This window comes from Nocardia sp. A7 (assembly GCF_046549215.1).
GTDB lineage: Bacteria > Actinomycetota > Actinomycetes > Mycobacteriales > Mycobacteriaceae > Nocardia.
In genome coordinates, this window is the sequence record NZ_JAJPWE010000006.1 from 48,498 (window position 1) to 72,038 (window position 23,541).

At 67.6% G+C, this 23,541-nt stretch carries 25 protein-coding genes; 10 read left to right on the forward strand and 15 right to left on the reverse strand.

Annotated elements, in window-relative coordinates; translation table 11 throughout:
- Positions 1-16 precede the first annotated feature (16 nt).
- The 3 genes from ACLJPD_RS29075 to ACLJPD_RS29085 form a co-directional block, all read right to left on the reverse strand.
- Positions 17-1,141 (reverse strand): hypothetical protein, encoded by a 1,125-nt coding sequence (locus ACLJPD_RS29075; RefSeq protein ID WP_410876392.1) that lies wholly within the window; start codon positions 1,139-1,141, stop codon positions 17-19.
- Between the two features lie 98 nt (positions 1,142-1,239).
- The gene (locus ACLJPD_RS29080) at positions 1,240-1,530 is read right to left on the reverse strand and encodes a hypothetical protein (protein WP_410876393.1); all 291 of its coding nucleotides are present in this window, start codon (positions 1,528-1,530) and stop codon (positions 1,240-1,242) included.
- A complete protein-coding gene (locus ACLJPD_RS29085; RefSeq protein ID WP_410876394.1) occupies positions 1,527-1,742 on the reverse strand; it encodes a hypothetical protein in 216 nt (71 codons plus the stop codon). Before ACLJPD_RS29085 ends, ACLJPD_RS29080 begins: the two co-directional genes overlap by 4 nt.
- 80 nt (positions 1,743-1,822) lie before the next feature.
- Between ACLJPD_RS29085 and ACLJPD_RS29090 the strand changes: the two genes are divergently transcribed.
- Positions 1,823-2,011, forward strand: coding sequence for a hypothetical protein (locus tag ACLJPD_RS29090; RefSeq protein WP_410876395.1), 189 nt, complete (start codon positions 1,823-1,825; stop codon positions 2,009-2,011).
- On the opposite strand, the gene ACLJPD_RS29095 is transcribed toward ACLJPD_RS29090, so the two are convergent.
- Both ACLJPD_RS29095 and ACLJPD_RS29100 read right to left on the reverse strand, forming a co-directional pair.
- A complete protein-coding gene (locus tag ACLJPD_RS29095) occupies positions 1,971-2,471 on the reverse strand; it encodes an NERD domain-containing protein (RefSeq protein WP_410876396.1) in 501 nt (166 codons plus the stop codon). The genes ACLJPD_RS29090 and ACLJPD_RS29095 overlap by 41 nt on opposite strands.
- 171 nt (positions 2,472-2,642) lie before the next feature.
- A complete protein-coding gene (locus ACLJPD_RS29100) occupies positions 2,643-4,061 on the reverse strand; it encodes a WGR domain-containing protein (RefSeq protein ID WP_410876397.1) in 1,419 nt (472 codons plus the stop codon).
- Between the two features lie 509 nt (positions 4,062-4,570).
- Between ACLJPD_RS29100 and ACLJPD_RS29105 the strand changes: the two genes are divergently transcribed.
- Complete coding sequence (locus ACLJPD_RS29105; RefSeq protein ID WP_410876398.1) at positions 4,571-5,116, forward strand: hypothetical protein; 546 nt, start codon at positions 4,571-4,573, stop codon at positions 5,114-5,116.
- Here the strand turns inward: ACLJPD_RS29105 and ACLJPD_RS29110 are convergent.
- Positions 5,059-6,060, reverse strand: a complete 1,002-nt coding sequence (locus ACLJPD_RS29110; RefSeq protein ID WP_410876400.1) for a sigma-70 family RNA polymerase sigma factor — start codon at positions 6,058-6,060, stop codon at positions 5,059-5,061. The genes ACLJPD_RS29105 and ACLJPD_RS29110 overlap by 58 nt on opposite strands.
- Positions 6,061-6,204: 144 nt before the next feature.
- Between ACLJPD_RS29110 and ACLJPD_RS29115 the strand changes: the two genes are divergently transcribed.
- The 3 genes from ACLJPD_RS29115 to ACLJPD_RS29125 all read left to right on the forward strand — a co-directional run bounded on the left by ACLJPD_RS29115 (position 6,205) and on the right by ACLJPD_RS29125 (position 9,129).
- Positions 6,205-7,632 (forward strand): DHA2 family efflux MFS transporter permease subunit, encoded by a 1,428-nt coding sequence (locus ACLJPD_RS29115; protein ID WP_410876401.1) that lies wholly within the window; start codon positions 6,205-6,207, stop codon positions 7,630-7,632.
- A 143-nt stretch (positions 7,633-7,775) separates the two neighbouring features.
- Positions 7,776-8,516, forward strand: a complete 741-nt coding sequence (locus tag ACLJPD_RS29120; protein WP_410876403.1) for a glucose 1-dehydrogenase — start codon at positions 7,776-7,778, stop codon at positions 8,514-8,516.
- A 79-nt stretch (positions 8,517-8,595) separates the two neighbouring features.
- Positions 8,596-9,129, forward strand: a complete 534-nt coding sequence (locus ACLJPD_RS29125) for a hypothetical protein (RefSeq protein ID WP_410876405.1) — start codon at positions 8,596-8,598, stop codon at positions 9,127-9,129.
- 48 nt (positions 9,130-9,177) lie between these two features.
- Here ACLJPD_RS29125 and ACLJPD_RS29130 read toward each other — a convergent pair whose 3' ends face one another.
- The 6 genes from ACLJPD_RS29130 to sucB form a co-directional block, all read right to left on the reverse strand.
- Entirely contained in the window at positions 9,178-9,489 is a 312-nt protein-coding gene (locus ACLJPD_RS29130) for a pyrimidine/purine nucleoside phosphorylase (RefSeq protein WP_410876406.1), read from the reverse strand.
- Between the two features lie 36 nt (positions 9,490-9,525).
- On the reverse strand, positions 9,526-10,548 hold the full coding sequence (lipA, locus tag ACLJPD_RS29135) for a lipoyl synthase (protein WP_410876407.1): 1,023 nt from the start codon (positions 10,546-10,548) through the stop codon (positions 9,526-9,528).
- Positions 10,545-11,294: a lipoyl(octanoyl) transferase LipB gene (lipB, locus tag ACLJPD_RS29140; protein ID WP_410876408.1), complete on the reverse strand. Its 750-nt coding sequence runs from the start codon at positions 11,292-11,294 to the stop codon at positions 10,545-10,547. The genes lipA and lipB overlap by 4 nt, the downstream gene beginning before the upstream one ends.
- A gap of 136 nt (positions 11,295-11,430) precedes the next feature.
- Entirely contained in the window at positions 11,431-11,934 is a 504-nt protein-coding gene (locus tag ACLJPD_RS29145) for a GNAT family N-acetyltransferase (protein WP_410876409.1), read from the reverse strand.
- Between the two features lie 4 nt (positions 11,935-11,938).
- On the reverse strand, positions 11,939-12,832 hold the full coding sequence (locus ACLJPD_RS29150; RefSeq protein WP_410876410.1) for a TIGR01777 family oxidoreductase: 894 nt from the start codon (positions 12,830-12,832) through the stop codon (positions 11,939-11,941).
- Between the two features lie 12 nt (positions 12,833-12,844).
- Positions 12,845-14,587, reverse strand: coding sequence for a 2-oxoglutarate dehydrogenase, E2 component, dihydrolipoamide succinyltransferase (gene sucB / locus ACLJPD_RS29155; RefSeq protein WP_410876411.1), 1,743 nt, complete (start codon positions 14,585-14,587; stop codon positions 12,845-12,847).
- A 232-nt stretch (positions 14,588-14,819) separates the two neighbouring features.
- Here sucB and ACLJPD_RS29160 point away from each other — a divergent pair, with 232 nt between their 5' ends.
- Positions 14,820-15,170 carry an oxidoreductase gene (locus tag ACLJPD_RS29160; protein WP_410876412.1) on the forward strand — a complete coding sequence of 117 codons (351 nt, stop codon included), beginning with the start codon at positions 14,820-14,822 and terminating at the stop codon, positions 15,168-15,170.
- Here the strand turns inward: ACLJPD_RS29160 and ACLJPD_RS29165 are convergent, their stop codons facing one another.
- The gene (locus tag ACLJPD_RS29165; RefSeq protein WP_410876413.1) at positions 15,171-16,679 is read right to left on the reverse strand and encodes a leucyl aminopeptidase; all 1,509 of its coding nucleotides are present in this window, start codon (positions 16,677-16,679) and stop codon (positions 15,171-15,173) included. It lies immediately after the preceding gene.
- A gap of 137 nt (positions 16,680-16,816) precedes the next feature.
- Between ACLJPD_RS29165 and ACLJPD_RS29170 the strand changes: the two genes are divergently transcribed.
- Genes ACLJPD_RS29170 through ACLJPD_RS29185 form a run of 4 tightly spaced genes read left to right on the forward strand, consistent with a single transcriptional unit; the run spans position 16,817 to position 21,460 of the window.
- Positions 16,817-17,602: a hypothetical protein gene (locus ACLJPD_RS29170; protein WP_410876414.1), complete on the forward strand. Its 786-nt coding sequence runs from the start codon at positions 16,817-16,819 to the stop codon at positions 17,600-17,602.
- Positions 17,599-18,684: a hypothetical protein gene (locus tag ACLJPD_RS29175; protein WP_410876415.1), complete on the forward strand. Its 1,086-nt coding sequence runs from the start codon at positions 17,599-17,601 to the stop codon at positions 18,682-18,684. Before ACLJPD_RS29170 ends, ACLJPD_RS29175 begins: the two co-directional genes overlap by 4 nt.
- Entirely contained in the window at positions 18,681-20,162 is a 1,482-nt protein-coding gene (locus ACLJPD_RS29180; RefSeq protein ID WP_410876416.1) for a hypothetical protein, read from the forward strand. The genes ACLJPD_RS29175 and ACLJPD_RS29180 overlap by 4 nt, the downstream gene beginning before the upstream one ends.
- Positions 20,159-21,460, forward strand: a complete 1,302-nt coding sequence (locus ACLJPD_RS29185; protein WP_410876417.1) for an AAA domain-containing protein — start codon at positions 20,159-20,161, stop codon at positions 21,458-21,460. The genes ACLJPD_RS29180 and ACLJPD_RS29185 overlap by 4 nt, the downstream gene beginning before the upstream one ends.
- Before the next feature lie 24 nt (positions 21,461-21,484).
- On the opposite strand, the gene ACLJPD_RS29190 is transcribed toward ACLJPD_RS29185, so the two are convergent.
- Both ACLJPD_RS29190 and ACLJPD_RS29195 read right to left on the reverse strand, forming a co-directional pair.
- The gene (locus ACLJPD_RS29190; protein ID WP_410876418.1) at positions 21,485-22,939 is read right to left on the reverse strand and encodes an MFS transporter; all 1,455 of its coding nucleotides are present in this window, start codon (positions 22,937-22,939) and stop codon (positions 21,485-21,487) included.
- A gap of 130 nt (positions 22,940-23,069) precedes the next feature.
- Positions 23,070-23,537, reverse strand: a complete 468-nt coding sequence (locus ACLJPD_RS29195; RefSeq protein WP_410876419.1) for a MarR family winged helix-turn-helix transcriptional regulator — start codon at positions 23,535-23,537, stop codon at positions 23,070-23,072.
- Positions 23,538-23,541: the final 4 nt, after the last annotated feature.

Sequence of the window (23,541 nt, forward strand, 5' to 3'; positions counted from 1 at the left end):
GGTAGTTGGCGGCGGCTCAGCCGGCGGTCAGGTCGATGCCGAGTTCTGTTTGGCCGCAATGGGTTTCTCGGATGGCGAGGAGAGTGCGGAGGGGTTCGGGGATTTCCTCGCGGGCTTCGGAGATGGCTTGCCAGATTGCCGGGTCCTGCGTCGTGATGGTGGCGACGAAGGGTTCCAGGGTGTCGGATTCGTTGAGGAGGGTCAGGGACCGGATTCGGGATGAGACTTCTTGGCGGAGGACGATTTGTATCAGGGTTGTGGTGCAGTCGGCGGTGGGGGCGGCTTGGAGGGCTTGTCGGAAGTTGTTGTCGGTGAGGGTGTTTATGGTGGTGGCGAGGGTGGCGTGAGTGGTGGTGGGGAGGTTGTTGAGGAGGGGGAGGGCTGCTGGCCAGAGGTTGTGGGTGGCGGTGGCTTTTATTGCGGCGGTGAGGAATTCGGGGCGGTGCATTACGGGGAGGGAGGCCAGGCGTTTGCGGTCGGGGGTGGAGAGGGCGAGGGCTACGGGGAGGAGGGTGGGCCAGTGGTTTTCGGTGTGGGCTTGTTCTATGAGGGTTGTCAGGGAGGCGTCGGGTTCGGTGGCTACTCGGGCGGCGACGGTGTGGAGTTGGGTGGGGGACAGGTGGGTGGCCAGGGGGAGTAGGGAGAGCCAGAGGTTTTGGGTCACGGCCAGGTCGGCGATTTTGGTGAGGAGGGTGGGGTTTTGCATGGCGGGGCGTTGGGCCAGGCGTTGGAGGGGTTGCGGGGCCATGCCCGCGGCTACGGGGAGGAGGGTGTCCCAGGCGTCGGCTTCTTCTACCGCGGTGAGGAGGCCGTCGATGACTTCGTCGTCTTGGGCGGCGACGACGTTGGCCAGTTTGGAGCGTTCGGTGGGGCCCAGGAGGCCGAGCAGGGTGATGGCTTTGGGCCATTCGCCTGCGTTGTGGGTTGCGAGGATGACGCCGGGGACTCGGTCTGTGACGACGGTGAGGAGGCGGTCGGCTGCTGAGGTTTCCTCGAGGTAGTAGCCGACTTGGAGGATGTCGAGGTCGGAGGCGTGGGGGAGGGCCGCGCGCAGGACCGAGTCGGGGACCGAGCCTGCGAGATTGCCCATCGTCAGATAGTCGCCGCGGCTGATCAATTCGCGGGCGACGGCCGCGGCCATCGGGGCGGGTACCTTGGCGATCAGTTCGACGGCTCGGCGTGGGTCGAGGGTGAGGGTGGCGTCGGCGAGGAAAACTGGGGAAAGCGCGCTGGCGATTGCTACGGCGCGTGCCGGGTCGACCGAGCCTGCGATCGCGGCGGCCAGGACGGGGGGCCGAAGGCGGCTTCGGCGATCTTGGCGGCTATGGGGGCGGGGACGATTTTTGCGGCGGCGCCGACGCGTTGCATGCGGCGGGCTTCGCGGCGGGCGGTGAGGTCGGTGATCTGGTCGCGGAATTCGCGCAGGGCCCCGGGTGGGAGGGTGGCGAGGAAATTCAGGTCGGCGGGGTCGCGGTCGAGGACGCGGGCCAGTTTGGCCAGCTCGACGGTGGTGTGGTGGGTCGCGGTCATAGTCCGAGCACCTTCTTCACGGCAGGGCGGGCCAGGCGGGGGATGAGGCGCATGCCGGAGTCGAGGGCGCCGTCGAGGGCGGCCTTGCGGTGGTCGAGGGCGGCGCGGACGTAGTTGTCGAGGAGTGCCAGCTCGTCGGGGGTGAGGGTGGCGAGGTCAGGCGGTGGTGGGGCGCCGAGTGTTGCGGTGAGTTGGCGCAGGGCGTCCGACACGGACCGTCTCCTTCGATGCGATGTCCGGTAGTTCGTACTGCCGGTACGGGCAACGATAATGCCGTTACGTGGTGCCGGTGATGATCGTGTTCACCGATCTGTGGCTGAGTGACGCGGAGCCGGATACCGGTGAATTCGTCAGCAGGGTAAACGAATTGGTGTGGGGCATGATCGATGCGTTTCTGCGCGGGCGGGGAGTCGCGGCGGATCCAGGCGCGCCGATCTTTGTCACTCTGGCGGCGTTGAACCCGGAGGTGGGCGATCTCTGAGGCATCGGCGAGAAGGCTTCGCGAATGTCGCGAGCGCCTCCTCGATCCGCTCGACGCGATCCGGTGGCATGCGGTGGCGGACGTCGTGTGTTGGTCGGGACAGGCGGCTCACCAATTCATCGACGGTGTGGACGTAGCGGCGGTTCAGTGCGGGCAAATTCAGGCGGACACGGTTTTCGGTGAAACAGACCCCGGTGCGCACGATCGTGGCCTCGCCTGCGCGCTGTAGCTGCTTCATCAACAGCATGCTCTTGAAATAGGCCAGCTCCAGCACGTTTCCGTGGTCGATTCGCCGACCGTTCGGCGCGGTCTGGATCCAATGGTCGGTCTCGATATCGACCGACCCGGACCAGGCTTTCAGCTCGATCATGTGCAGGCCACTCGGTGTAGTCAGCAACAGATCGATCTCGTACGGCTTCGCGCCGGTTGCCGGGAACTCGAAGTTGGACCAGGCCCGCACGGACTGGCGGACGGTAGTCGTTCGAGGACTGCGGCGAGGCCGCGACGTTCGTGGATGTGTTCCGATTCGGTGACCGGAGTCCAGGCCATCGTCGTCGGCTTGTCGATGGGGGACCGGCGGTGTTTCGGCATGGCAGCGGGGTTGGGCCGCGGTGGGGGTGTCATCGTGGACTCAGCCCAGGCGGCGGATGTCGCCGCGGACTCGGTAGAAGCCGCCGCGGGCGGATTCGGAGACGGCGTCGACGACGTAGCGGGCGCCGGCCAGGCGGATGTCGCGGGGGAATTGGACGTTCCAGCCGGGGTCGTAGCCGGGGGAGATGACGTGGACGCGCAGGGAGTCGCCGTGTTGGAGGCATTCGACGATGACGCCGGTGCCGACGTCGGTGGTGAGTTCGAGGGTGGTGCTGGGGGCTACGGCGGAGAATTCGGGGGCCTTCACCGAGCGGGTGGTGGGGAGGACGCCCTGGTCGGCGTCGCGGATGGCGGATTCGCTGACGTCTAGGCAGGCCAGGGCGCCGGAGGTGGTGACCAGGTAGAGCTTTTCGTCGTGGTACTGCATGGAGTAGGCGGAGCCGCAGCCGGTGGCGAGTTTCCACAGGCGGGTGCCGGTGGCGTCGAAGCAGTAGACCGAGGAGTGGGAGTCGCCTGCGAAGACGTAGCGGCCGTCGGGGGAGGCGGCGCAGGAGAAGACGGCGGCATCGCACTGGTAGGTGCGGGTGGCGGTGCCCTGCTTGGTGATCTCCTCGACCTGGTTGTGGGAGGTGCCCGCGTAGACGGTGTCGGATTCCTGCCAGCCGAACAGGACCGCGCCGCGGGTGGACGAATGCCACTGGGAGCGGCCGGTTTCCAGGTGGTACTTGGTGACGCCGGCGCCGTGGCCGTGGTAGACGCCGGTGGGGTCGACGCGGACCATCCAGCCGGAGTTGCCCTTGCTGCGGGCCGACCAGAGGGATTCCTCTTCGTGGTCGATGACGGTCAGGCCGCCCGCGGCGTCGGAGGCGGCGAGGATGCCGTCGTGGATGTCGAGCCAGTAGACGTCGTCGGCGGAGACGTCGTAGGCGGCGCGGGGGACCTTGCCGGACAGGTCGTAGACGCGGCCGTCGTCGCAACCGGCGTAGATCCAGAAGTCGTCGGCGACAATGCATTTGACCGCATCGGGCAGTTTGTAGCTGTTGGTGACGACGCCGGCGGGGGAGAGGGTGAAGACCTCGCCGTTCTCGTTGCCGACCCAGCAGCGCTGGTCGTCGACGAAGATGCCGAAGGCGGAGGCGCCGGAGTCGAAGCGCCACAGCACGGGGGCCGACTTGGCGGTGGAGCGCTGGCTGGTGATGCTGCGGCGGGTGACGGTGCGGCGTTCGCGCGCGCCCATGACAGCGGGGGCGTATCCCTTGCGCATCTTCTCGCCGATCTTTTTCTCTGCGGCCGATTTCGCCTTGTCCTCGGTGGCGAAGGAGCTCGCTTTGGACGTACCCTGCTCGCCGATGCGGCCGTAGCGGATATTGACGTTCGTTCCGGTGACGACTACCTCATAGAACTTGTGCGAGGAGCCCGCGTCGTCGGACAGTTCGAGATAGGTGGTTTCAGCGGTCATGCGTCCTCGCTGAGCTCGTGGAGATCGAATGCACGAAAAGTAGCAAGGGGCACCGACATTGGCGCGGCGCTCGTCTTCGGTGGGGTTTCAGGCCGCTGGAAGTAGGCGAAGGCGGTCCGACCGTCCCGGTACCGCCTGAGCGGTGATCATGCCGATCAGGCGTGTCGGCAGCGGGCAACCGGCCTCCCGGACAGTGGAGGCGCGGTGATGACCTCGACGAGTTGAACCTGTGACGTGAGCGACAAGTGAAGCGCCGTTCATCGCGACAGGCCGTCTTGGTAACGACACGCGGCGAAAGGATTGCAGGATCGCTTCGGGTAGTAGATGCTGGTCCAACTGTTGGTGTGCGTCTGGACGTGACTTTTCCGCGACCATTTCGTAATCTTACGGTGACCTGCTCTCGACAATGACTGGTGATTGACAACGTGACTGCTTCGCATCGCAAACCGTCGGCTCCCAAGAGTCGCCTGCCGCTGGCTGTATGCAGTCTCGCGGCGACCGTTCCGGGCATGTTGATGATGGTGATGCGGCCGGGGGGTGCGGAGGTCGAGGCGGTGGCTTCGGTCGAACCACTGTCCACCTCGGCGATCGAGCTCGATCCGATCGCTGCCGCGCCGACCAATGATCAGCCGCAGCCGGGGCCGATCGTCCGGGCGGATGACGAGATGGCGGCGCTGTCGGCGTTGAAGGTGAAGGTGTTGTGCGGGACGGAGTTCAACGGGACTCTGCCGCATGTGGCGCAGGTCGGCAATCTGTTGCAGAAGATGTTCGGGGTCTCGAACATCGGTGGTGCGCACGGGCGCTACGACGGTGATCACGGTGCGGGACAGGCGCTCGACGTCATGACCTCCAATACCGCGTTGGGTAATACGATCGCCGATTTCGTGCTGGCCAACAAGGCGCGGTTCGGGGTCACCTATGTGATCTGGCAACAGCGGTTCAACGACGGCAACGGCTGGTCCTACATGGAGGATCGCGGCAGCCCGACGCAGAATCACTATGACCACGTGCACATTTCGTTCGAGTCGTCGGGCGCGACCAACATCGCCTGCTGAAGTCGGTCGGGGAGGCCGAAGGGTTCGAAACACCCGGATCCGTGGAAGGCCACGACTCCGGCGACGCCTTCCGGGGTCACGGCGAGGATCTGGATGGAGTGGGCCTCGCCGTTGACGTACAGGGCGAAGGCCGGTTGGCCGTTGGCCGCCGTGGGGATCATGCGTGCCGTGCCGGTGCGGGCGGGGCACTGAGTGGTGATCAGGCGGATGATCTGGTCTCGCCCGGCGAACCAGTCGGGAACCGGGGGCATCTCCCAGGTGGCGTCTGTTTTCAGCAGGGCGGCCAGCGCGTCCATGTCGAAGGATTCGAACGCGGCGGCCCAGCGGTCGACGACGGATCGGACGGCGGGGTCGTCGGGTTCGGTGATGTGGTCGGCGTCGGCGGTGTGATCGGCGAGGGTGGCATGGGCGCGTTGCAGGGTGCTGTTGATCGCGGTGGGCGTGGTTTCGAGTAGGTCGGCCACCTCGGTTGCCTTCCAGCGCAACACATCTCGCAGGATCAGGACGGCTCGCTGGCGGGGTGGGAGCGTCTGCCAGACGGCGATGAGTGCCAGGCGGGTTCCGTGGCGGGTGGCGAAGATCGCGGCGGGGTCGGTGGTTTCGGGTTCGATCACGATGTTCGGGATGGGCTGGAGCCAGGGGATCGCATCCGCCGCGCCGTGCAGGTGTTCGGGGTGGTCGGCGGGGCCGTCGAGGCCGGAGGGGAGTACGCGGCGGCTGCTGTGTTCGAGGGCGTTGAGGCAGGCGTTGGTGGCGATGCGGTACAGCCAGGTGCGCATCGAGGCGCGGCCTTCGAAGTCGGCGTAGCCGCGCCAGGCCCGCAGCATGGTCTCCTGGACCAGATCCTCGGCGTCGTCCAGGGAGCCGAGCATGCGGTAGCAGTGGGCGAGCAGTTCGCGTCGATACGGCTGCGTTCGTGTCGCGAATTCGTCGGTGTCGATCATTCGAAACCTCTTCCTGCCTGGGCGTATGGCGGCCCTCTAATACAGACCGGGCAGATGGCTCGAAGTCATCGGTGTGCGCTCGATGAGTTTTCCGCGGTGGCCGGTCTGAATGTGTGCAGGCTCGATCTATCGGAAGGAAGCCTCGTGGATACACCGACAGTTTCGAAAGGTACGCGGCGATGGGTGCTCGCCCTCGCCGCCGTCGCGTCGATGATGGCGGCGCTGGACACCCTGGTGGTCTCGACCGCGCTCGGCACGATTCGAGACGATCTCGGGGCGTCGCTGGAGATGCTGGAATGGACGGTGAACGGCTACAACCTGAGTTTCGCGGTGTTGCTGATCCCGGCGGCCGTGGTCGGTGACCGGTTCGGTCGGCGGCGGATGTTCGCGCTCGGGCTCGCGATCTTCGTCGCGGGCTCGGCGGCGTGTGCTCTGGCGGGCTCGGTCGAGGCGCTGATCGCGGCCAGGGTCGTGCAGGGCGTCGGTGCGGCGTTGATCATGAGTTTGGCGTTGACGTTGGTTTCCGCTGCCTTTCCGGCGGCGCGGCGGGGTGTGGCGATCGGGGTGCTCGAGGGAGTGACGGGATTGGCGGTCGCGTGTGGGCCCCTGGTCGGTGGGGCGATCGCGGAGGGGTTGTCGTGGCACTGGATCTTCTGGGTGAACGTGCCGATCGGGTTGCTGGCGATTCCGCTGGTGCTGGCGCGGATTCCGGAGAGCTTCGGGTCGGAGACGGCCTTCGACGGTGTGGGGCTGGCCTTGGTGACCGGTGGTGCGCTTGGCGTGGTGTGGGGGCTGGTGCGCGGCAATATCGCGGGCTGGTCGGATCCGGAGATCGTGTTCGCGCTCGGTGGCGGGATCGTGGCTCTGATCGTCTTCGCGGTGTGGGAATCGCGCACGCGCACACCGATGTTCCCGGTTCGGATGTTCACCTCGCGCGGGTTCGCGGCGGGGAATGTCGCGATCTTCTTGACGTTCGCGGCGTTGTTCGGTGCGGTGTTCTTCTTCGCGCAGTTCATGCAGATGGTGTTCCACTACGGGCCGCTGGGGGCGGGGCTTCGGTTGTTGCCGTGGACGCTCACATTGTTCTTCTGTGCGCCGCTGGCCGGTGCGCTGGCGGATCGAGTGGGGGAGCGGCCGCTGATGACGGTGGGGCTGACGCTGCAGGCGGCCGGCTTGGGCTGGATCGCGCTCATCGCCGAACCGGACATGTCTTATACCGCGATGATCGTGCCGCTGGTGGTGGCGGGAATCGGTGTGTCCATGGCGATTCCGACGGCGCAGAGCGCGGTGCTCGGTGCGGTCGAGCACGGGGCGATCGGTAAGGCGGCGGGTGCCAACAGCATGATGCGGGAACTCGGTGGGGTGTTCGGTATCGCTGTGGTGGTCGCGATCTTCGCCGGGTTCGGTGGGTACGGGTCGACCGCGGAGTTCGTGGACGGGTTCGTGCCAGCCGTCGCGGCGGGGGCGGTGCTGTCGTTCCTCGGTGCGGTGGTGGCGCTCGCGCTACCTGGGCGTGATGAGACATCCGCGGATGCTGCGCCGGACGAATGGAGTGTCTCGGTCTCGCCCTGAGCGATCGGACAGGGTGGGCATCGAGGTGTCCACCCCGTCCGCTCGTCCGACAGAATTGAAACCTGTTCTAGAAAGTGCTCCGGTGGGACGGCTCGTCCTCGTACGGTGTGAAGGGGTTCGGTTCTACGAAGGAGTGTGCGGACATGGGACGTTTGGCAGGCAAGGTTGCGGTGATCAGTGGTGGGGCTCGGGGGATGGGTGCGGCGCATGCTCGGCGGTTTGTCGCCGAGGGGGCGTCGGTGGTGATCGGGGACGTGCTCGATGACGAAGGTGCCACGGTGGCAAAGGAACTCGGAGACGCGGTGGTGTATCGGCATCTCGATGTTCGCGAGCCGGAGCAGTGGGCGGGGATCGTGGCGGCCGCGGTCGAGGAGTTCGGTGGGCTGCATGTGCTGGTGAACAATGCGGGGATCGTCAATGGGAATCTGCTGGTCGACTTCGCGTTGGACGAATGGCAGCGGATTATCGATATCAATCTGACCGGGACGTTTCTCGGGATGCAGGCGGCCGTTCCGGCGATGAAGGAAGCAGGCGGCGGGTCTATCGTGAACATCTCCTCGGTGGAGGGGCTGCGGGGAAGTCCTGGGCTGCACGGGTATACGGCGACGAAATTCGCGGTGCGTGGGCTCACCAAGTCGGCGGCGTTGGAACTCGCGCCGCAGGGGATCCGGGTGAATTCGGTGCATCCGGGGCTGATCTCCACGCCGATGACCGAGGGGATTCCCGCGGACTTCTTGCAGATTCCGCTCGCGAGGGCGGCCGAGGCGGATGAGGTGTCGGCGCTGGTGGCGTATCTGGCGTCCGACGAGTCCTCGTATTCCACCGGGGCGGAGTTCGTGGTGGACGGTGGGCTCACGGTCGGAGTACCGCACAAAAGCTTTTGACCTGGCGCGCAGAGCGTTGTGGGCGATCGACTCACCCGAACATGTGACTTCGGCACGCGAAAACGGGGAAGATGGACGAATGGCCCCCAACAGTGCGAAATATCTGATCAGCAACGGCACCGACGACCGGGTGTCGCTTTTCGATGACGGGCGCGTGAAGGTTTGGTCGACCACCCACCTGTGGACCGAAGAAAGTCGTGAGCGGCACAACGCCCTCGGCGAGACCGTGCTGCTCGGGATCGGGCGCACCCTCGGAACGACCGGGCCCGTGGATCGGCGCCAGCAATGCGATGCGGAGTTCGAACTCGACCCGGAAAAGGGTCACACGGTCGCCGCGACCGTCACCGCGGATAACGGCACGTTCGTGCAGTTCTTCCATGACGGCCAGATCGCGGTCGGCAACGACGGGCGCGATGTGTCGACGGTGTTCAACGCGGGCCGGGAGACGAATTCGACCCGGGGTACGACCGGTGTGGGTGGGTCGGTGATGATCACCTTCGGTGGCAGCTACCGACCGCGATCCAAGCGCGAGAGCGACTTTCAGGTGGAATTGAGCGAGGCTACCGCCCCGCGTCCCAACCGGCTGTACAAGGACGAGTTCCAGGTGAAGTAGATCCGGCGAACCGGGGCGACCGATATGGTCGCCCCGCTCCGGGGTCTGTCAGCCGTAGTAGCAGACGTAGTGCATGGTGTCGACGACCTCGATGTCGAAGGCGCTGTCGCCGGGAACCTTGAACGACTCGCCCGCGTGGTAGGTGACCGCCTCGGTCTCACCTGCCAATGTCACGTTGGCCTTGCCCGCCACCAGCTCCATGATCTCGGGAGCGCTCGTGGTGAAGGTGAGCGACGCCGGCTGGATCACGCCGACCGACACCGAGGCACCATCGGGCATCACCAGGCTGTAGCTGACGCACTTGCCATCGAAGTAGACGTTGGCCTTCTTGCTGACGGAGACGTTCTCGAACTTCGACATGGGACCTTCCAGGGGTGAGGGGACCCTTAGTCTAGGTCAGCTGCCGAAGCGGGCCAGGACCGAGCTGGCTTCCTGGGAGGCGGTGCCTTCCTTGGCGAGGTGGGCCATGGCTTCGGGGATCTCGCGGCCGTGGTGGGTCATCGCCTGGGCGTAGAGGCGGCCTGCTCGGTAGGAGGAGCGGACCAGTGGGCCTGCCATGACACCGGCGAAGCCGAGTTCTTCGGCGACCTTGGAGTGCTCGACGAATTCCTCCGGCTTCACCCAGCGGTCCACGGGGTGGTGGCGGGGGGAAGGGCGCAGGTACTGGGTGATGGTGAGGATGTCGCAGCCTGCCTCCTGCAGGTCACGCATCGCCTCGGTGACCTCGTCGGGGGTTTCGCCCATGCCGAGGATGAGGTTGGACTTGGTGACCAGGCCTGCCTCGCGGGCGGCGGTGATCACAGCCAGCGAGCGCTCGTAGCGGAAGGCCGGGCGGATGCGCTTGAAGATGCGCGGCACCGTTTCCAGGTTGTGCGCGAGGACCTCGGGACGGGTGGAGAAGACCTCGGCCAGCTGGTCGGGGTCGGCGTTGAAGTCGGGGATGAGCAGTTCGACGCCGGTGGCGGGGTTGAGGGCCTTGATGGCACGCACGGTCTCGGCGTAGAGCCAGGCGCCACCGTCGTCGAGGTCGTCGCGGGCGACGCCGGTGATCGTGGAGTAGCGCAGACCCATCGACTGGACGCTCTCGGCGACGCGGCGGGGCTCGTCGCGGTCGAGGGCGGCGGGCTTGCCGGTGTCGATCTGGCAGAAATCGCAGCGGCGGGTGCACTGCTCACCGCCGATGAGGAAGGTGGCCTCGCGGTCTTCCCAGCACTCGAAGATGTTGGGGCAGCCTGCTTCTTCGCACACGGTGTGCAGGCCTTCGGATTTCACCAGGCTCTTGAGCTCGGTGTATTCGGGGCCCATGGTGGCGCGGGTGCGAATCCACTTGGGTTTGCGCTCGATCGGTGTCTCCGCGTTGCGCGCTTCGATGCGCAGCAGTTTGCGTCCGGCGGGGGCAGAGGCGTCGACGGAAGTCACCGGACCGACTCTACGCGCGGGGCCTGCGCGTTCGCAGCCGTGGTGGTGCGATCAATGTCATGGGCCGAAACGGGAATTTCGCCGTCCAGCGCGGCAACGATCGCGGCGGCGACGAGGGGCTTGAGCTCGGCGACGGTGACTTCGCGGCCGAGTTCGCGGGTCAGGGTGGTGACACCCGCGTCCTTGATGCCGCAGGGCACTATCGCCTGGAAACCGTCGAGGGCGGAATTGCAGTTCAGGGAGATGCCGTGCAGGGCGACACCGCGCTGCACACGCACACCGATCGCGGCGATCTTGCGTTCGGCGAGCAGTTCGGTGGCGGGCAGCCACACACCGGAGCGGCCTTCGATGCGGCCGCACTCGATCCCGAGGCCGGACACGACCTGGATCAGTGCTTCCTCCAGGCGGCGGACGTAGTGGACGACATCGACGGGCTCGGCGAGGCGGATGATCGGGTAGCCGACCAGCTGGCCGGGACCGTGCCAGGTGATCTTGCCGCCGCGGTCGACCTGCACCACCGGGCTGCCGTCGATCGGCAGATCCTCGGTCTCGGTGCGGCGGCCCGCGGTGTAGACCGACGGGTGCTCGAGCACGAACAGCCGGTCGGCGCCTTCGCCTGCGGCGCGCTGATCGGCGGTCTGCCGTTGCAGCTCCCAGGCGGCGTGGTAATCGATGAGTCCGAGATCCTCGACCACGATCGGGGTCGTATCGAATCGAGCGGACGCGGTGGGGCGCGTGTCGTTCACGCCATTGACGTTACGCCCCGGCGTGTCGGTCGGTGAGCCCGCCCGCTCGGGGGCCGACAGACCATGTGGGGGCGTTGTGTTCGGTGCGGCCACGGCCGATCCGCGCGCACCGCGAATTCCCAGCGACCGGGCCGGTTCACGGTTCGACGGGGAAGTTTCGTTGCATGAGGGTCAGGTCCATCCAGCGGCCGAATTTGTAGCCCACCTCGGGGAGCTCGCCGACGGTGGTGAAACCGAAGCGTTCGTGCAGGACGATCGAGGCGCTGTTGCTGGATTCGATGGCGGCGATCATGGCATGCACGCGGCCGGAATCTATTGCGCGAGTGATCAATTCGGTAAGCAATGTGGTGGCCACGCCGCGGCGCTGGAAACGACTGTCGACGTAGACGGAGTTCTCGACGGTGAAGCGGTAGCCGGATTTGGGGCGCCACTGGCCGTAGGAGGCGTAGCCGGCGACCTCGCCGGCGATCTCGGCGATCAGGATCGGCATCCCGGCGTCGGTGCGGGTGGCGAACCAGGTTAGGCGGTCGTCCAGGTCGACTTCGTCGGTGTCCCAGATCGCGGTGGACTCGGCGATGTTGGTGTTGTGGATGGCGAGGACGGCGGGGAGGTCGGCCTTGTCGGCGTCGCGGATCAGCATCGGCTCACCCTCGGCCGACGGCGGCGGCCAGCGCGGCGCCGATGGTCGGGTGCTGGTAGGTGTACCCGGCTTCCTCGAGTACCGCGGGGATGGCGCGAGGGCCGCGCAGGATCGAGTCGGCCAGCTCGCCGACCAGGGCTTGCAGGGCGAAGCCGGGGATGATGAGCGGGGTCGGCCGGTGCAGAGCTCGGCCGAGGGCGCGGTTGAGCTCCGCGTAGGTGACGGGAGCGGGGCCCGTGACGTTGATCGGGCCGGAGATCTCGGGGTGGGTGAGCGCGAAGACGATGGCGCCGACCTCGTCGTCGAGGGAGATCCACGGGAAGTATTGGCGGCCGCTGCCGAGGCGGCCGCCGAGGCCGAGCCAGTACAGCGGGTGCAACTTGGCGAGCATGCCGCCGTTGCGCGACAACACCACGGCGCTGCGCAGCAGCACGGTGCGCACGCCGGCTTCGGTGGCGGGTTCGGTGGCGGCTTCCCAGTCGCGACACAGCGTGGCGAGGAAACCTGTTCCGGCAGGCGATGTCTCGTCGACGATGGCGTCACCGGTGTCGACGCCGTAGTAGTGCGCGCCGCTGGCGTTGACCAGTGTCGGCACTCCGGCGGCGGCGACCGCGGCGGCCAGGACGTCGGTGGGGGTGATGCGGCTGTCGCGCAGCAACTGCTTGTAGCCGCCGTTCCAGCGTTGATCGCCGATGCCGACACCGCACAGGTTCACGACCGCGTCGGCCCCGCGCAACGCCCGCTCGTCGAGCTGGGCGCGCGCGGGATCCCACGTGAATTCGTCCGGCGCCGCCGCGGTGCGGCGCACCAGACGGGAGACCTGGTGCCCGTCGCGGCGTAGTGCCGCGACGAGCGCCGTCCCGATCAGGCCGGACGAACCGGCGATGACCACTTTCATAGAATTTCTCGGCTACAGGCCGAGATCGGCCTCGAACGCCGAATCTTCCAGCCGGTGCTTGATGGTGGAGACGAACCGGCCCGCGTCGGCACCGTCGATGAGACGGTGGTCGTAGGTGAGCGGCAGGTACACCATCGAGCGAACGCCGATGGACTCGCCACCGGCCTCGTCGGTCACCACCACCGGGCGCTTCACGATCGCGCCGGTGCCGAGCATGGCCGCCTGCGGCGGAACCAGGATCGGGGTGTCGAAGAGCGCGCCCTCGCTACCGATATTGGTGATGGTGAAGGTGCCACCGGACAGCTCATCCGGCTTGAGGCCACCGTTGCGCGCGCGGTTGGCGATGTCGGCGATCGCGCGGGCCAGCCCGGCCAGCGACAGGTCGCTGGCGTTGTGGATGACCGGCGAGAGCAGACCCTGCTCGGTGTCGACCGCGATACCCAGGTGCACCGACGCGTGGTAGGTGATCTCCTTGGCGTCCTCGTTGTAGGAGGCGTTCACGTTCGGGTGCACACCGAGCGCCTCGACGACGGCCTTCGCGAAGAACGGCAGGTACGTCAGGTTCACGCCCTCCCGCGCCTTGAACGAGGCCTTCGCGAGCTGACGCAGATGCGCGATCTTGGTGACGTCGGCCTCGTGGACCTGGGTCAGCTGCGCGGTGCTCTGCAGCGATTCGCGCGTCTTGGTCGCGGTGATCTGGCGGATCCGGTTCGCCTTCTGCGTGGTGCCGACGAGGGCGGCCAGCTTCGGGGCGGCGGACTGCTTGGCCGCCGGTGCGGCCGGTGCCGCGGGAGCGGCCGGAGCCGGTGCGGCGGCGGGCGCCTTCGCGGCCTCGGCGGCGGCGAGCACATCCTGCTTGCGGATGCGGCCGCCGACACCGGAACCGGTGAGGGCCGACAGGTCGACGTTGTTCTCGTCGGCCAGCTTGCGGACCAGCGGGGTCACATACGGGGTGCTGCTGCCGTTGGCCGAAGCCGGGGCAGGAGTGGACGCGGCCGGAGCAGGCTTGGGAGCCGGTGCGGGAGCGGGCTTCGGCGCGGGCGCCGCAGCGGCCGGTGCCGGGGCGGGCGCGGGCTCAGGAGCGGGCTCAGGTTCGGGCTCGGGCTCAGGTGCGGGAGCCGGTGCGGGCGCGGCGGCCGCGGGCTCGCCGCTACCGATCACACCCAGCTGACCGCCCACATCGATGACGTCGTCTTCCTGCGCCGTGATCTCGAGCAGCGTGCCCGCGACCGGCGAAGGGATCTCGGTGTCGACCTTGTCGGTGGACACCTCGAGCAGCGGCTCGTCGACGGCGACGGTGTCACCCACGGCCTTGAGCCACCGGGTGACGGTGCCCTCGGTGACCGACTCGCCCAGTTCGGGCATCTTCACGGGCGTGCCGGAAGCGCCGGAAGCGGCAGGCGCGGCGGCCGGGGCAGGTGCCTCGGCGGCGGGTGCCTCCTCGGCAGGGGCCTGGGCGGCGGGCTCGGGCTCGGCGGGTGCGGAAGCGGGCGCGGGAGCGGTGGCGGGGGTTTCGTCGGCATCGCTGATCACGCCGAGTTCACCGCCGACCTCGACGATGTCGTCTTCCTGGGCCACGATCTTGGAGAGCACGCCCGCGGTCGGCGACGGGATCTCGGTGTCGACCTTGTCGGTGGAGACTTCGAGCAGCGGTTCGTCGACCTCGACCGTGTCTCCTTCCTGCTTCAGCCACCTGGTCACCGTGCCCTCGGTGACGCTCTCACCAAGGGCTGGCATCTGGACGGAGAAGGCCATGTCCTCTGACTCCTCTGAGTGTGTACCCGGCGGACATTCGTCGCGGGTCGCGGCTTTCGTCCACCCCGCCGGTCTCGGCGGAGCACCCGGGAAACGTTGGTTCTTGTTCCGGCAACCATCCTTGCACTCGCTCGCCGCCGGTGTAGCGCAGGGCGGCGATCCGGGCGAAGCTGGCACCATGGAATGTACGGCGGTGAGCAGATTTCCGCCGGAATGTAGGAGGTCGAGCCGAATGGGTTTGCTGGATCGTTTCCGTGGTGGGCGCGGTGCGAGCAGGTCAGGCGCCCGCGAGAGCGCGTCGGAGGTGAGCGCGCTGGCAGACTGGGCGCGCACGCGCCGCGGCGTCGAAGCTTTCGTAGAGCCCAAAACGACTGTGACCGATGTCACAGCGGTGTTGGTGGCCGCGGATGGCGAATGGACCCGTCGCATCGTCGGTGAGAAGGGCGCGCGGCGGTTGGCCGCAGTGTTGAAGGTTCCGGTCTACGACGTCAACCGCACCGGCTATCCGCAACGCATGCGCGACTTCGATGCCCGCCGCCGCATCGAGCAGCGGCGGGCCCGCGAAGCCGAGCTCGAGGAGTGACTACTCCGCGCCGATCTCCTCGATCACGGTGATCAGCGTGCGCACCGGAACACCGGTGCCACCCTTGCCGATGTAGCCGAACGGGCCACCGGTGTTGTAGGCCGGACCTGCGACGTCCAGGTGGGCCCATTGCACGCCCTCGGGCACGAAGTCCTTGAGGAACAGCGCGGCCGAGAGCATGCCGCCCCACCGGTGCGGTGCGACATTGGCCAGGTCGGCGACCTTGGAGCTGAGGTCGGCGCGCAGTTCGGCGGGCAGCGGCATGGCCCAGCCGTTCTCACCGACCGAACGCGAGATCGCGGCGACGCGGTCGCGGAATTCGTCGGTGCCCATCACGCCCGGCGTGCGGGTGCCGAGCGCGACCATCTGCGCGCCGGTGAGCGTGGCGACGTCGATCAGGTAGTCGGGCTCGTCCTCGACCGCGCGCACGATCGCGTCGGCCAGGATGAGCCTGCCCTCGGCGTCGGTGTTGATGACCTCGACGGTGGTGCCGCCGTACTGGGTGAGCACATCGCCGGGGCGCTGCGCGGTAGCCGAGGGCATGTTCTCGGCCATCGGGACGGTCGCGGTGACGGTGACCGGCAGGCCGAGGCGCCCGGCCAGCAGCACGGTCGCGATGACCGCCGCGGCGCCCGCCATGTCGGAGGTCATGTTCTCCATGTTGGCCGCGGGCTTGATCGAGATGCCGCCGGTGTCGAAGGTGATGCCCTTGCCGACGAGCGCGATCTTCTTCGGACCGCCCGCGTAGGTGATCCGGACCAGGCGCGGCGGGCGCGAGGAACCCTGGCCGACGCCGATGATCCCGCCGTAACCGGCTGCGGCGAGGGCATCCTCGTCGAGCACCTCGACCTCGAGGCCGGCCGCTTCGGCGAGCACGCGGGCCCGGTCGGCGAACTCGGCCGGGTACAGCGCGCTCGGCGGGGTGTTCACGAAGTCGCGCGCGGTGGCGATCGCTTCGGCGACCAGCTGTGCACGCAACAATTCCAGGGTGCCGAATTCCGGTTCGGGAACCAGCAATTCGAGCCGGACCACCGGACGCTCGTCCGGCTTGGGCGCGCTCTTGGACTTGAACGTGGAGAAGGTGTACGCGCCGAGGTAGAAACCTTCGGCCGCCGCACCCAGATCGATGCCGGACAGGGTGGTGGCAACGAGTTCGGTGCCGCTGAGTGCGCGCCCGGCGACACCGGCGCTGCGCCGCACCTGTTCGGCGTCGACCTTCTCGGCCGCGCCGAGCCCGACGGCGAGCACGCTGGTGACGTCGGTCAGCGCGGACGGCGCGGGCACCCTGGTCAGTTCCTCGGGCTTGCCCTTGGCGCCGACCGCGCCGAGAGCGTCCAGCAGTTGCGCGCGGACCTCGGCGGTGAGCACGTCGCCGAACAGGTCGGCGGGGGCGATGGCGGGGCCGTTCTCCGACGACGTCAACCCGATCACCAGCACGTCGGTGTCGGGGGCGATGGATTCGGTGCGCGCCAATTCTGGTCCGAGGGAACGATCTGCGACTGCGGTCATTGCCCCAGGTTATTCGGTCGCTATCGGGGCTCGCATCACGAGTCCGGCTGTGCGGGTGTGCGGCGCTCCCGTTCGGCCGTCCCGGAAATACTGGGAATTACTGGACAATACTGGTAGCTGTGGATACGCTCCGTCTCGTGACGGACTCGGCCGAGGAGCTGGAGGTGCGCATCTCCGATTTGCGGGCCGAGGTGCGGCGAGCGGCCGCGGGTGGGGATCGGGCCGGTGCCCGGCAATTGCGCGCCGCATTGCGCAAGGCCGAGACCGCGTGGGACGCGGCGGTTCTCGGGTCGATTCCGGAGGAGACGTCGGAGGCACCCGGGGTGCCGGTGCGCGAACACGTCCATCGTGCGTTGACCCTGTTGTCGGTGCCGTCGTCGCCGAAATTGGTGCTCGCTACGCATGAGGCGTTCTTTTCGGGGGAGCTGCTGCCCGCCCGGCTGACGAGTCTGCGCCGCGACGAGGAACGTTCCTTCCGATCGGCGCCGTACGCGCGCCCGTACTACCTCTGCGCGGCACTCACCACGGATCTGCTCGCGCCCGCGAGGGGATTGATGGCGGTGAGTTCGTGGCCGCTGGAACGGCGGATGGTCGGCCCGTTGAGTCCGCGGGTGGGGCTGCTGGTTTCGGCTATTCGCCTGGCCGAACATCTTTCGGCGCAGCCTGCGGGCGAAACGTCGGGGTTGCGCGTACTGTGGCGGCTCGCCGTGTCGATTCCGGGGATCTCGAGTGCCCCGGATTCGCTCGACCCGGTGCAGGTGATCGAGGCCGCGCGGCGTGAGCTCGCGGTGCACGAAGACGAGGACGCGTCCCAGCGTGCGTCGGCCGCGCGTCGGGCGGCGGATCAGCTGGCGGATCCGGCCGCACAACTATTCGGTGTTCGGCTCGGCGTAGCCGATCGGCGACGAATCGAGGTGAAATGAGCACTCTCGCAGCACAGTTGGACAAGTTGCGCGGCGAACTCCCCGCGACCAGGCACAATGCCCGCACCATCGCCGCGCTGACGGCCAATCCCGGATGTGCCCGCCGCGCCCTGCTCGACGCGGCCGCGGTGGACAAAACCGTGATCGCCCAATCGCTGGGATTCCCACCGCAATTCGGTCAGTCCCAATTCGCCATCACCCGCGGCAATGCCTTCGAGGCGATGGTGAAGGCGAACGGTTGTGCGGAACTGCTCGCCCTGTTGCGCGACAAGCTGGGCTTCACGATTCCCGAAGTCGCCTACCACGACCTGAATTCGGTGGGGGAGAACACCGGCAACGCGGTGCGCTATCAACGCACCAGGCAATTGTTGAAGAGCACCATCGCGGCGGGCGACGGCACATTGTTCGATCACCCCATGCTGCGACTCGATATCGCCGGAGCGACTGCCTATCTCGAACCCGACGTGGTGGCCGTGCAGTTGGACGGCAAATTCCATGTGGTGGAGGTCAAGGCCTTCCCGGTGATCGACGGGCAGGCCGATCCGGCACAGGTGGCTGCGGCCGCGCGGCAGTCGGCGGTGTACGTGATCGCCTTGCGCGAGTTGATGGCCGAGATCGGCGAGTCACCGGAGATCGTGTCGCACAATGTGATTCTGGTCTGCGCGAAGGACTTCTCGAACCGCCCGACCGCCGAACTGGTCGATCTGCGTAAACAGCTCGCGGTGGTCTCGCGTCAATTGACCAGGCTCACCGCGATTCCCGACCTGCTTGATTTGCTGCCGCCCGAGGCCACCTTCGCGCCGGGGGAGAACCTCGAGAAGACGATCGCCGCCATCCCGGCTCGCTACGCGCCGGAGTGCATGTCGAGTTGCGAGCTGGCGTTCGCCTGCCGCGACGAGGCCCGCACCTGCGGTTCGGTCGATGCGCTCGGCCGCGGGGTGTGCGATGTGGTCGGCGGCATCGACAATATTCACACGGTCTTGGGCCTGGCCGACGGGACACTGGAACCCGGCGCCGAGCACGCCGACATCACCGCCATGCTGCGGACCGCGCACCGGCTGCGGTGGGAGATCGCCGGATGAGCGTGCTGGCGGCCCTGGCCAAGGCCGAGGCCGTGCGGGCGGGTCGCGCGCAGGCGACCGCGGCGGTACGCCACCTGCACCTGGCCGAGCGGCCACTGGTCGCGGTGCCGTTGCGGCTGGCGGGGGAGGCGGCGGCGCCGGTGGCGATCATGATCGGTACCTCGCCCGGCGACCAGAACGTCTTGACCGTGCCGCAGCCGCGCGACCGGGTGCTGCGGCTGCGTTTCATCGAACAGCTGGCTGATGTTGTGCTGCCTTATCTTTCGACATTTCTCGTCGACACGGAGGAGCTCACCAGCAAGGCGGGCGAAACCTACACCCGGTGCCTGGACGCACCGCAGATGTGGACGCCCAATCCCGGCGGCGTGAATTTCCTGAAACTGCTGGGACGTTCGGTGCGATTTCATCGGGTGGACGGTGACAACCCTGTGCCGGAGTCGATTCCGCTGCTCGGGCGGTGGCTCACCTGGTTCGGTGATCGGGCCGAACATCCCGGGTCGGCGGTGCTGCCCGCGATGACGTCGGTGCTCGCCGCGCACTGGGCATCCGGTCAGTCCGCTCTCGAAGACGGCAATCTCACCGCGCTGCTCGGCTGGATCGATCCGCCCGCCGGGTTGACCGGCGCGGAAGCCGCTGCCCTGGCCGAAGATCCGCTGCTGTCGCCGCCCGCTGGCCCGGCCACCGATCCCGGATTCGACAACGAGGAACTGGCGCCGTTGATCGCCGCCTACAACGCCGCGCTCGACGAATCCGCGAGATCTGTCGCGGCCGAACGGCTGGAGCGCTCGTTGCGTAGTCAGCTCGAACCCACCTGGCAGCTGATGTGGCGCTCGATCGAGCTGCTGAGCGCACTGCCGGAAGGCGCCAGCGTCGAGAACCGGTGGACCGATGATCGCGGTGCGTTCTCCCGCTTCGCCGCCGATGTGGCGGAGGGTATTCCGCAAGCCCGTCGCGATTCCGCCGTTCCCGCGGTGCGCAGGCTGCTGGAGCGCGAACGGGCACTCGAAGCACTGCAGGCGCAGTGTGCTTTCGATGATCCGCTGCTCATGCTCGAACATCGCGTCAGCGGCGCCGCTTTCCGTGGCACCGTCGTGCACAGTGAACCGGAACGCCTCGACCGTTCGGGTTCGCGTCCGAAACTGCGCCCGCACATCCACATTCGCACCACCGATCCCTTCGTCGCGGTGATCGGTGAGGAACTGACGTGCGTCGAACGGCCCAAGCAGACCGGGGTGGTCGTCGACATCGACGGCGACAGCATGGTTCTCGAACTGTCCGGCGGGATGGGACGCAAACTCGTCGCCGAGCCGGGCAGTGTGCCCGAAGAAGGCGACGACCTCGGATTCGCCCGCTTCAAACCGACACCGTTCAACGGCATGCTGAATCTGCCCGCGCGCGAAGAGACTCCGTGGACCCACGGTGGTCCGCCGCCGGAATGGACGCCGCCGACCGACGACGAGGGGGAAGAACTCCAGTGACCACCCCGGACCAGGCCGTCGCAGGGATTCTCACCGACCTGCGCGACGACAGCCATCGCGCGATCGTCGTCGACTCACCACCCGGAGCGGGCAAATCCACCCTCGTCGTCCGCGCGGCCCGCCAGCTCGCCGAGGACGGCGATCAGCGGATGATCGTCGCCCAGACCAACGAACAGGTCGACGACCTCATCGACCGCCTGGCCGTCGCCGACCCCGAGCTCCGGATCGGACGGCTCTCCAGCGCCGCCTACGTCGTGAGCGACCGCGTGGACCGGCACGGCAATGTTCGCGTCGCCAAGCAGCCGGGCGATCTCGCCGACCGCACCATCGTCATCGGCACCGCGGCCAAATGGGCGACCATCACCGAGGGCAGCTGGTCGCACGCGATCATCGACGAGGCCTACCAGATGCGCTCGGACATGTTGTTGCGCATCGCGAATCGGTTCGATCGTGGCCTGTTCGTCGGCGATCCCGGGCAGCTCGATCCGTTCGCGACCGTCGAAACCGCGCGCTGGGCCGGACTCACCTGGGACCCGACGATGAGTGCTGTCAGCGTGATGCTGGCCAACAACGACAACATCCCCACCCACCGCCTGCCCGTGTCCTGGCGGCTGCCCGCCACCGCGGCGCCGGTGGTGTCGAAAGCGTTCTACCCCTTCACCGAATTCCAGTCCGGCACCGGATTCGGTGACCGGCGCATGGATTTCACGACGCGCGGCATGGGCGGTCCGATCGACGAGGTGCTGGAAGAGGCGGCCGAATCCGGTTGGGGCTGGTACGAATTGCCCGCCCGCCACACGCTGCGCACCGACCGTGAGGCCGTGGCCGCGATCGCCGCGATCGCCGCCCGGCTGGTCGAACGCGGCGCCACCGCCCACTCCGAATCCGGCAGCCACCCGGTGACCACCGATCGGGTCGCGATCGGCACCGCCCACCGCGACCAGGCCGACGCCATCCGCACCGCCCTGCGCGGCACCTGCGCCGAACCCGTCACCGTCGACACCGCCAACCGGCTCCAAGGCCGCGAGTACGACGTCACCCTGGTACTGCACCCACTCTCGGGCCGCCGCGACGCCAGCGCGTTCCATCTGGAAGCGGGCCGACTGTGCGTGCTCGCGTCTCGACACCGCCACGCCTGCATCCTCGTCGGCCGCGCGGGCATCCCCGAACTCCTCGACGCCCACCCCTCCGCCGACCCGGTCCATCTCGGCGTCCCGGTGAAGTTCCCCGACGGGTGGGAGGCGAATCAGGCGGTGCTGAGCCATCTGTCGCAACACCGCGTGCGCGCGACGCACTGAGCGATCCGCGCGCACGGGTGTTCGTCAGGCTTTGGCCACCTCCGGCGACAGCGTCGCGAGTTCGGCATCGAAATCGGTGGTCTCGGCCGGTCGGCGCGGGATGGCCAGCGCCAGCACGGCCGCCACGAGCGCCACCCCGGCGCCGATCAGGAGCCCGACATGGAAACCGGTCTCCGAGGGCACCGTACGTCCGGCGAAGTCGGTCGTCAGATTGGCCAGCACCACACCGACGACAGCGGCCGACACCGACGTACCGAGCGAGCGCATCAGCGTATTGATGCTGTTGGCCGATGCGGTCTCCGACAGCGGAACCGCGCCCATGATCAGGGCGGGCATCGCGCCGTAGGCCAGGCCGACACCGATATTGGTGATGCAGACCATGGTCATCAGACCCCAGGTCGAACCCATCAGCACGACCGAAGAGCCATAGCCGATCGCGATGATCAGCGACCCGAGCGCGAGGGTGATCTTGGGTCCGCGCAGGGCCGACAGTTTCGCGCCCAGTGGCGACACCAGCATCATCACCAGGCCGCCGGGAGCCATCCACAGCCCCATCGCCAGCATGGTCTGTCCCATGCCGTGGCCGGTGGCCGCAGGCAACTGCATCAACTGCGGCACGATCAGCGCCTGGCCGTACAGGGCGAAACCGACCAGCACAGAGGTGGCATTGGTCAGCAGTACCTGTGGTTTCGCCGTGGTGCGCAGATCGACGAGCGGGTCGGACGCCCGCAGCTCCCACCATGCCCAGGCGACCAGAGTCACCGCCGAGGCGGCGAACAGTCCGAGCGTCGTGGTGCTGGTCCAGCCCCAACCCGAGCCCTTCGACACCGGCAGGAGCAGGAACACCAGGCCGGCACCGAGTCCGACCGCGCCGACGACATCGAACCGTCCACCCGCGTCACCGCGCTTGGACTCGGCCGGAACCAGGGTCGCGATGAGTACCATGATCAGCGCGCTCAGCGCCGCCGTGCCCCAGAACAGCACCCGCCAGCTCGAATACTGCGCGACAGCGGCCGACACCGGCAGGCCGAGCGCGCCACCGACACCGAGTGACGCGCTCATGAGCGCGATCGAGGAACCCAGTCGAGCCGGTGGCAGCACATCGCGCATCAGGCTGATTCCCAAGGGGATCAACCCGACTCCCATGCCCTGGATGCCGCGTCCGATCAGCATGGGTACCAGCGAGGACGACATGGCCGCGACGGCAGCGCCCACGATCAGAAACGCACCGGAGACCAGCAGCATGCGGTGCTTGCCGTACAGGTCGCCGAGCTTGCCCGCCACCGGGGTGAACACCGCGCCGACGAGCAGCGTCACCGTGATGACCCAGGAGGCGTTGGCGGCGCTGGTGTGGAGCAGCCCGGGAAGTTCACCGATGATCGGCACCACGGCCGTCTGCGTGATCGCGGCAACCGTACCGCCGAAGGCGAGCACGCCCACGACCACTCCCGGTCGCGCCGCCCTATCTGAATTCCCCACTACCCGCTCCTATCCGACAAACAAACCTTATGTACAGAACACACAATATGCATATTGCAACTCATGTGTATAGTACACATTAATAGGCATGCCAACTGCGCGAGTGATCGTGATATCGGTCGCAGTGCGGCTAGTGATCGGTGGGCACGGCCGCGAGTGGCCGGGGCCAGGACTCGCCCGACCGGCGCTCGATGTCGGTGTTGAAACGTCGCAGGTATTCGACGAACGCGGCGACATCCTCGGCCGACCAGTCCGCGAGGATGGAATCCAGTGCGTCGACGATCGTGGTCCGCTCGGCATCCAGGCGGCGCTCGCCCTCGGCGGAGACCCGGAACTTGCGCGCCATCCCGCCCTCGGGATCCGGAATCCGCTCCACCACTCCCGTCCGCATCATGGCGGCGGTCTGCCGATTGAGCGTCGAAGCGTCCAAACCCAGCGCGTCGCTGAGTTGTCCGATGGACATCAGTCCGCCCATCCGCAGCCGACTCAGCAGGATGTAGGCGCTGCGGTCCATGGCGTCGTGCCCACGGCGCGATCGCAGACTGTGGCGGCCGAGGAGCATGGTCTCGAACTCGACCGAGCGCGTCGCCTTCTCCATCTCC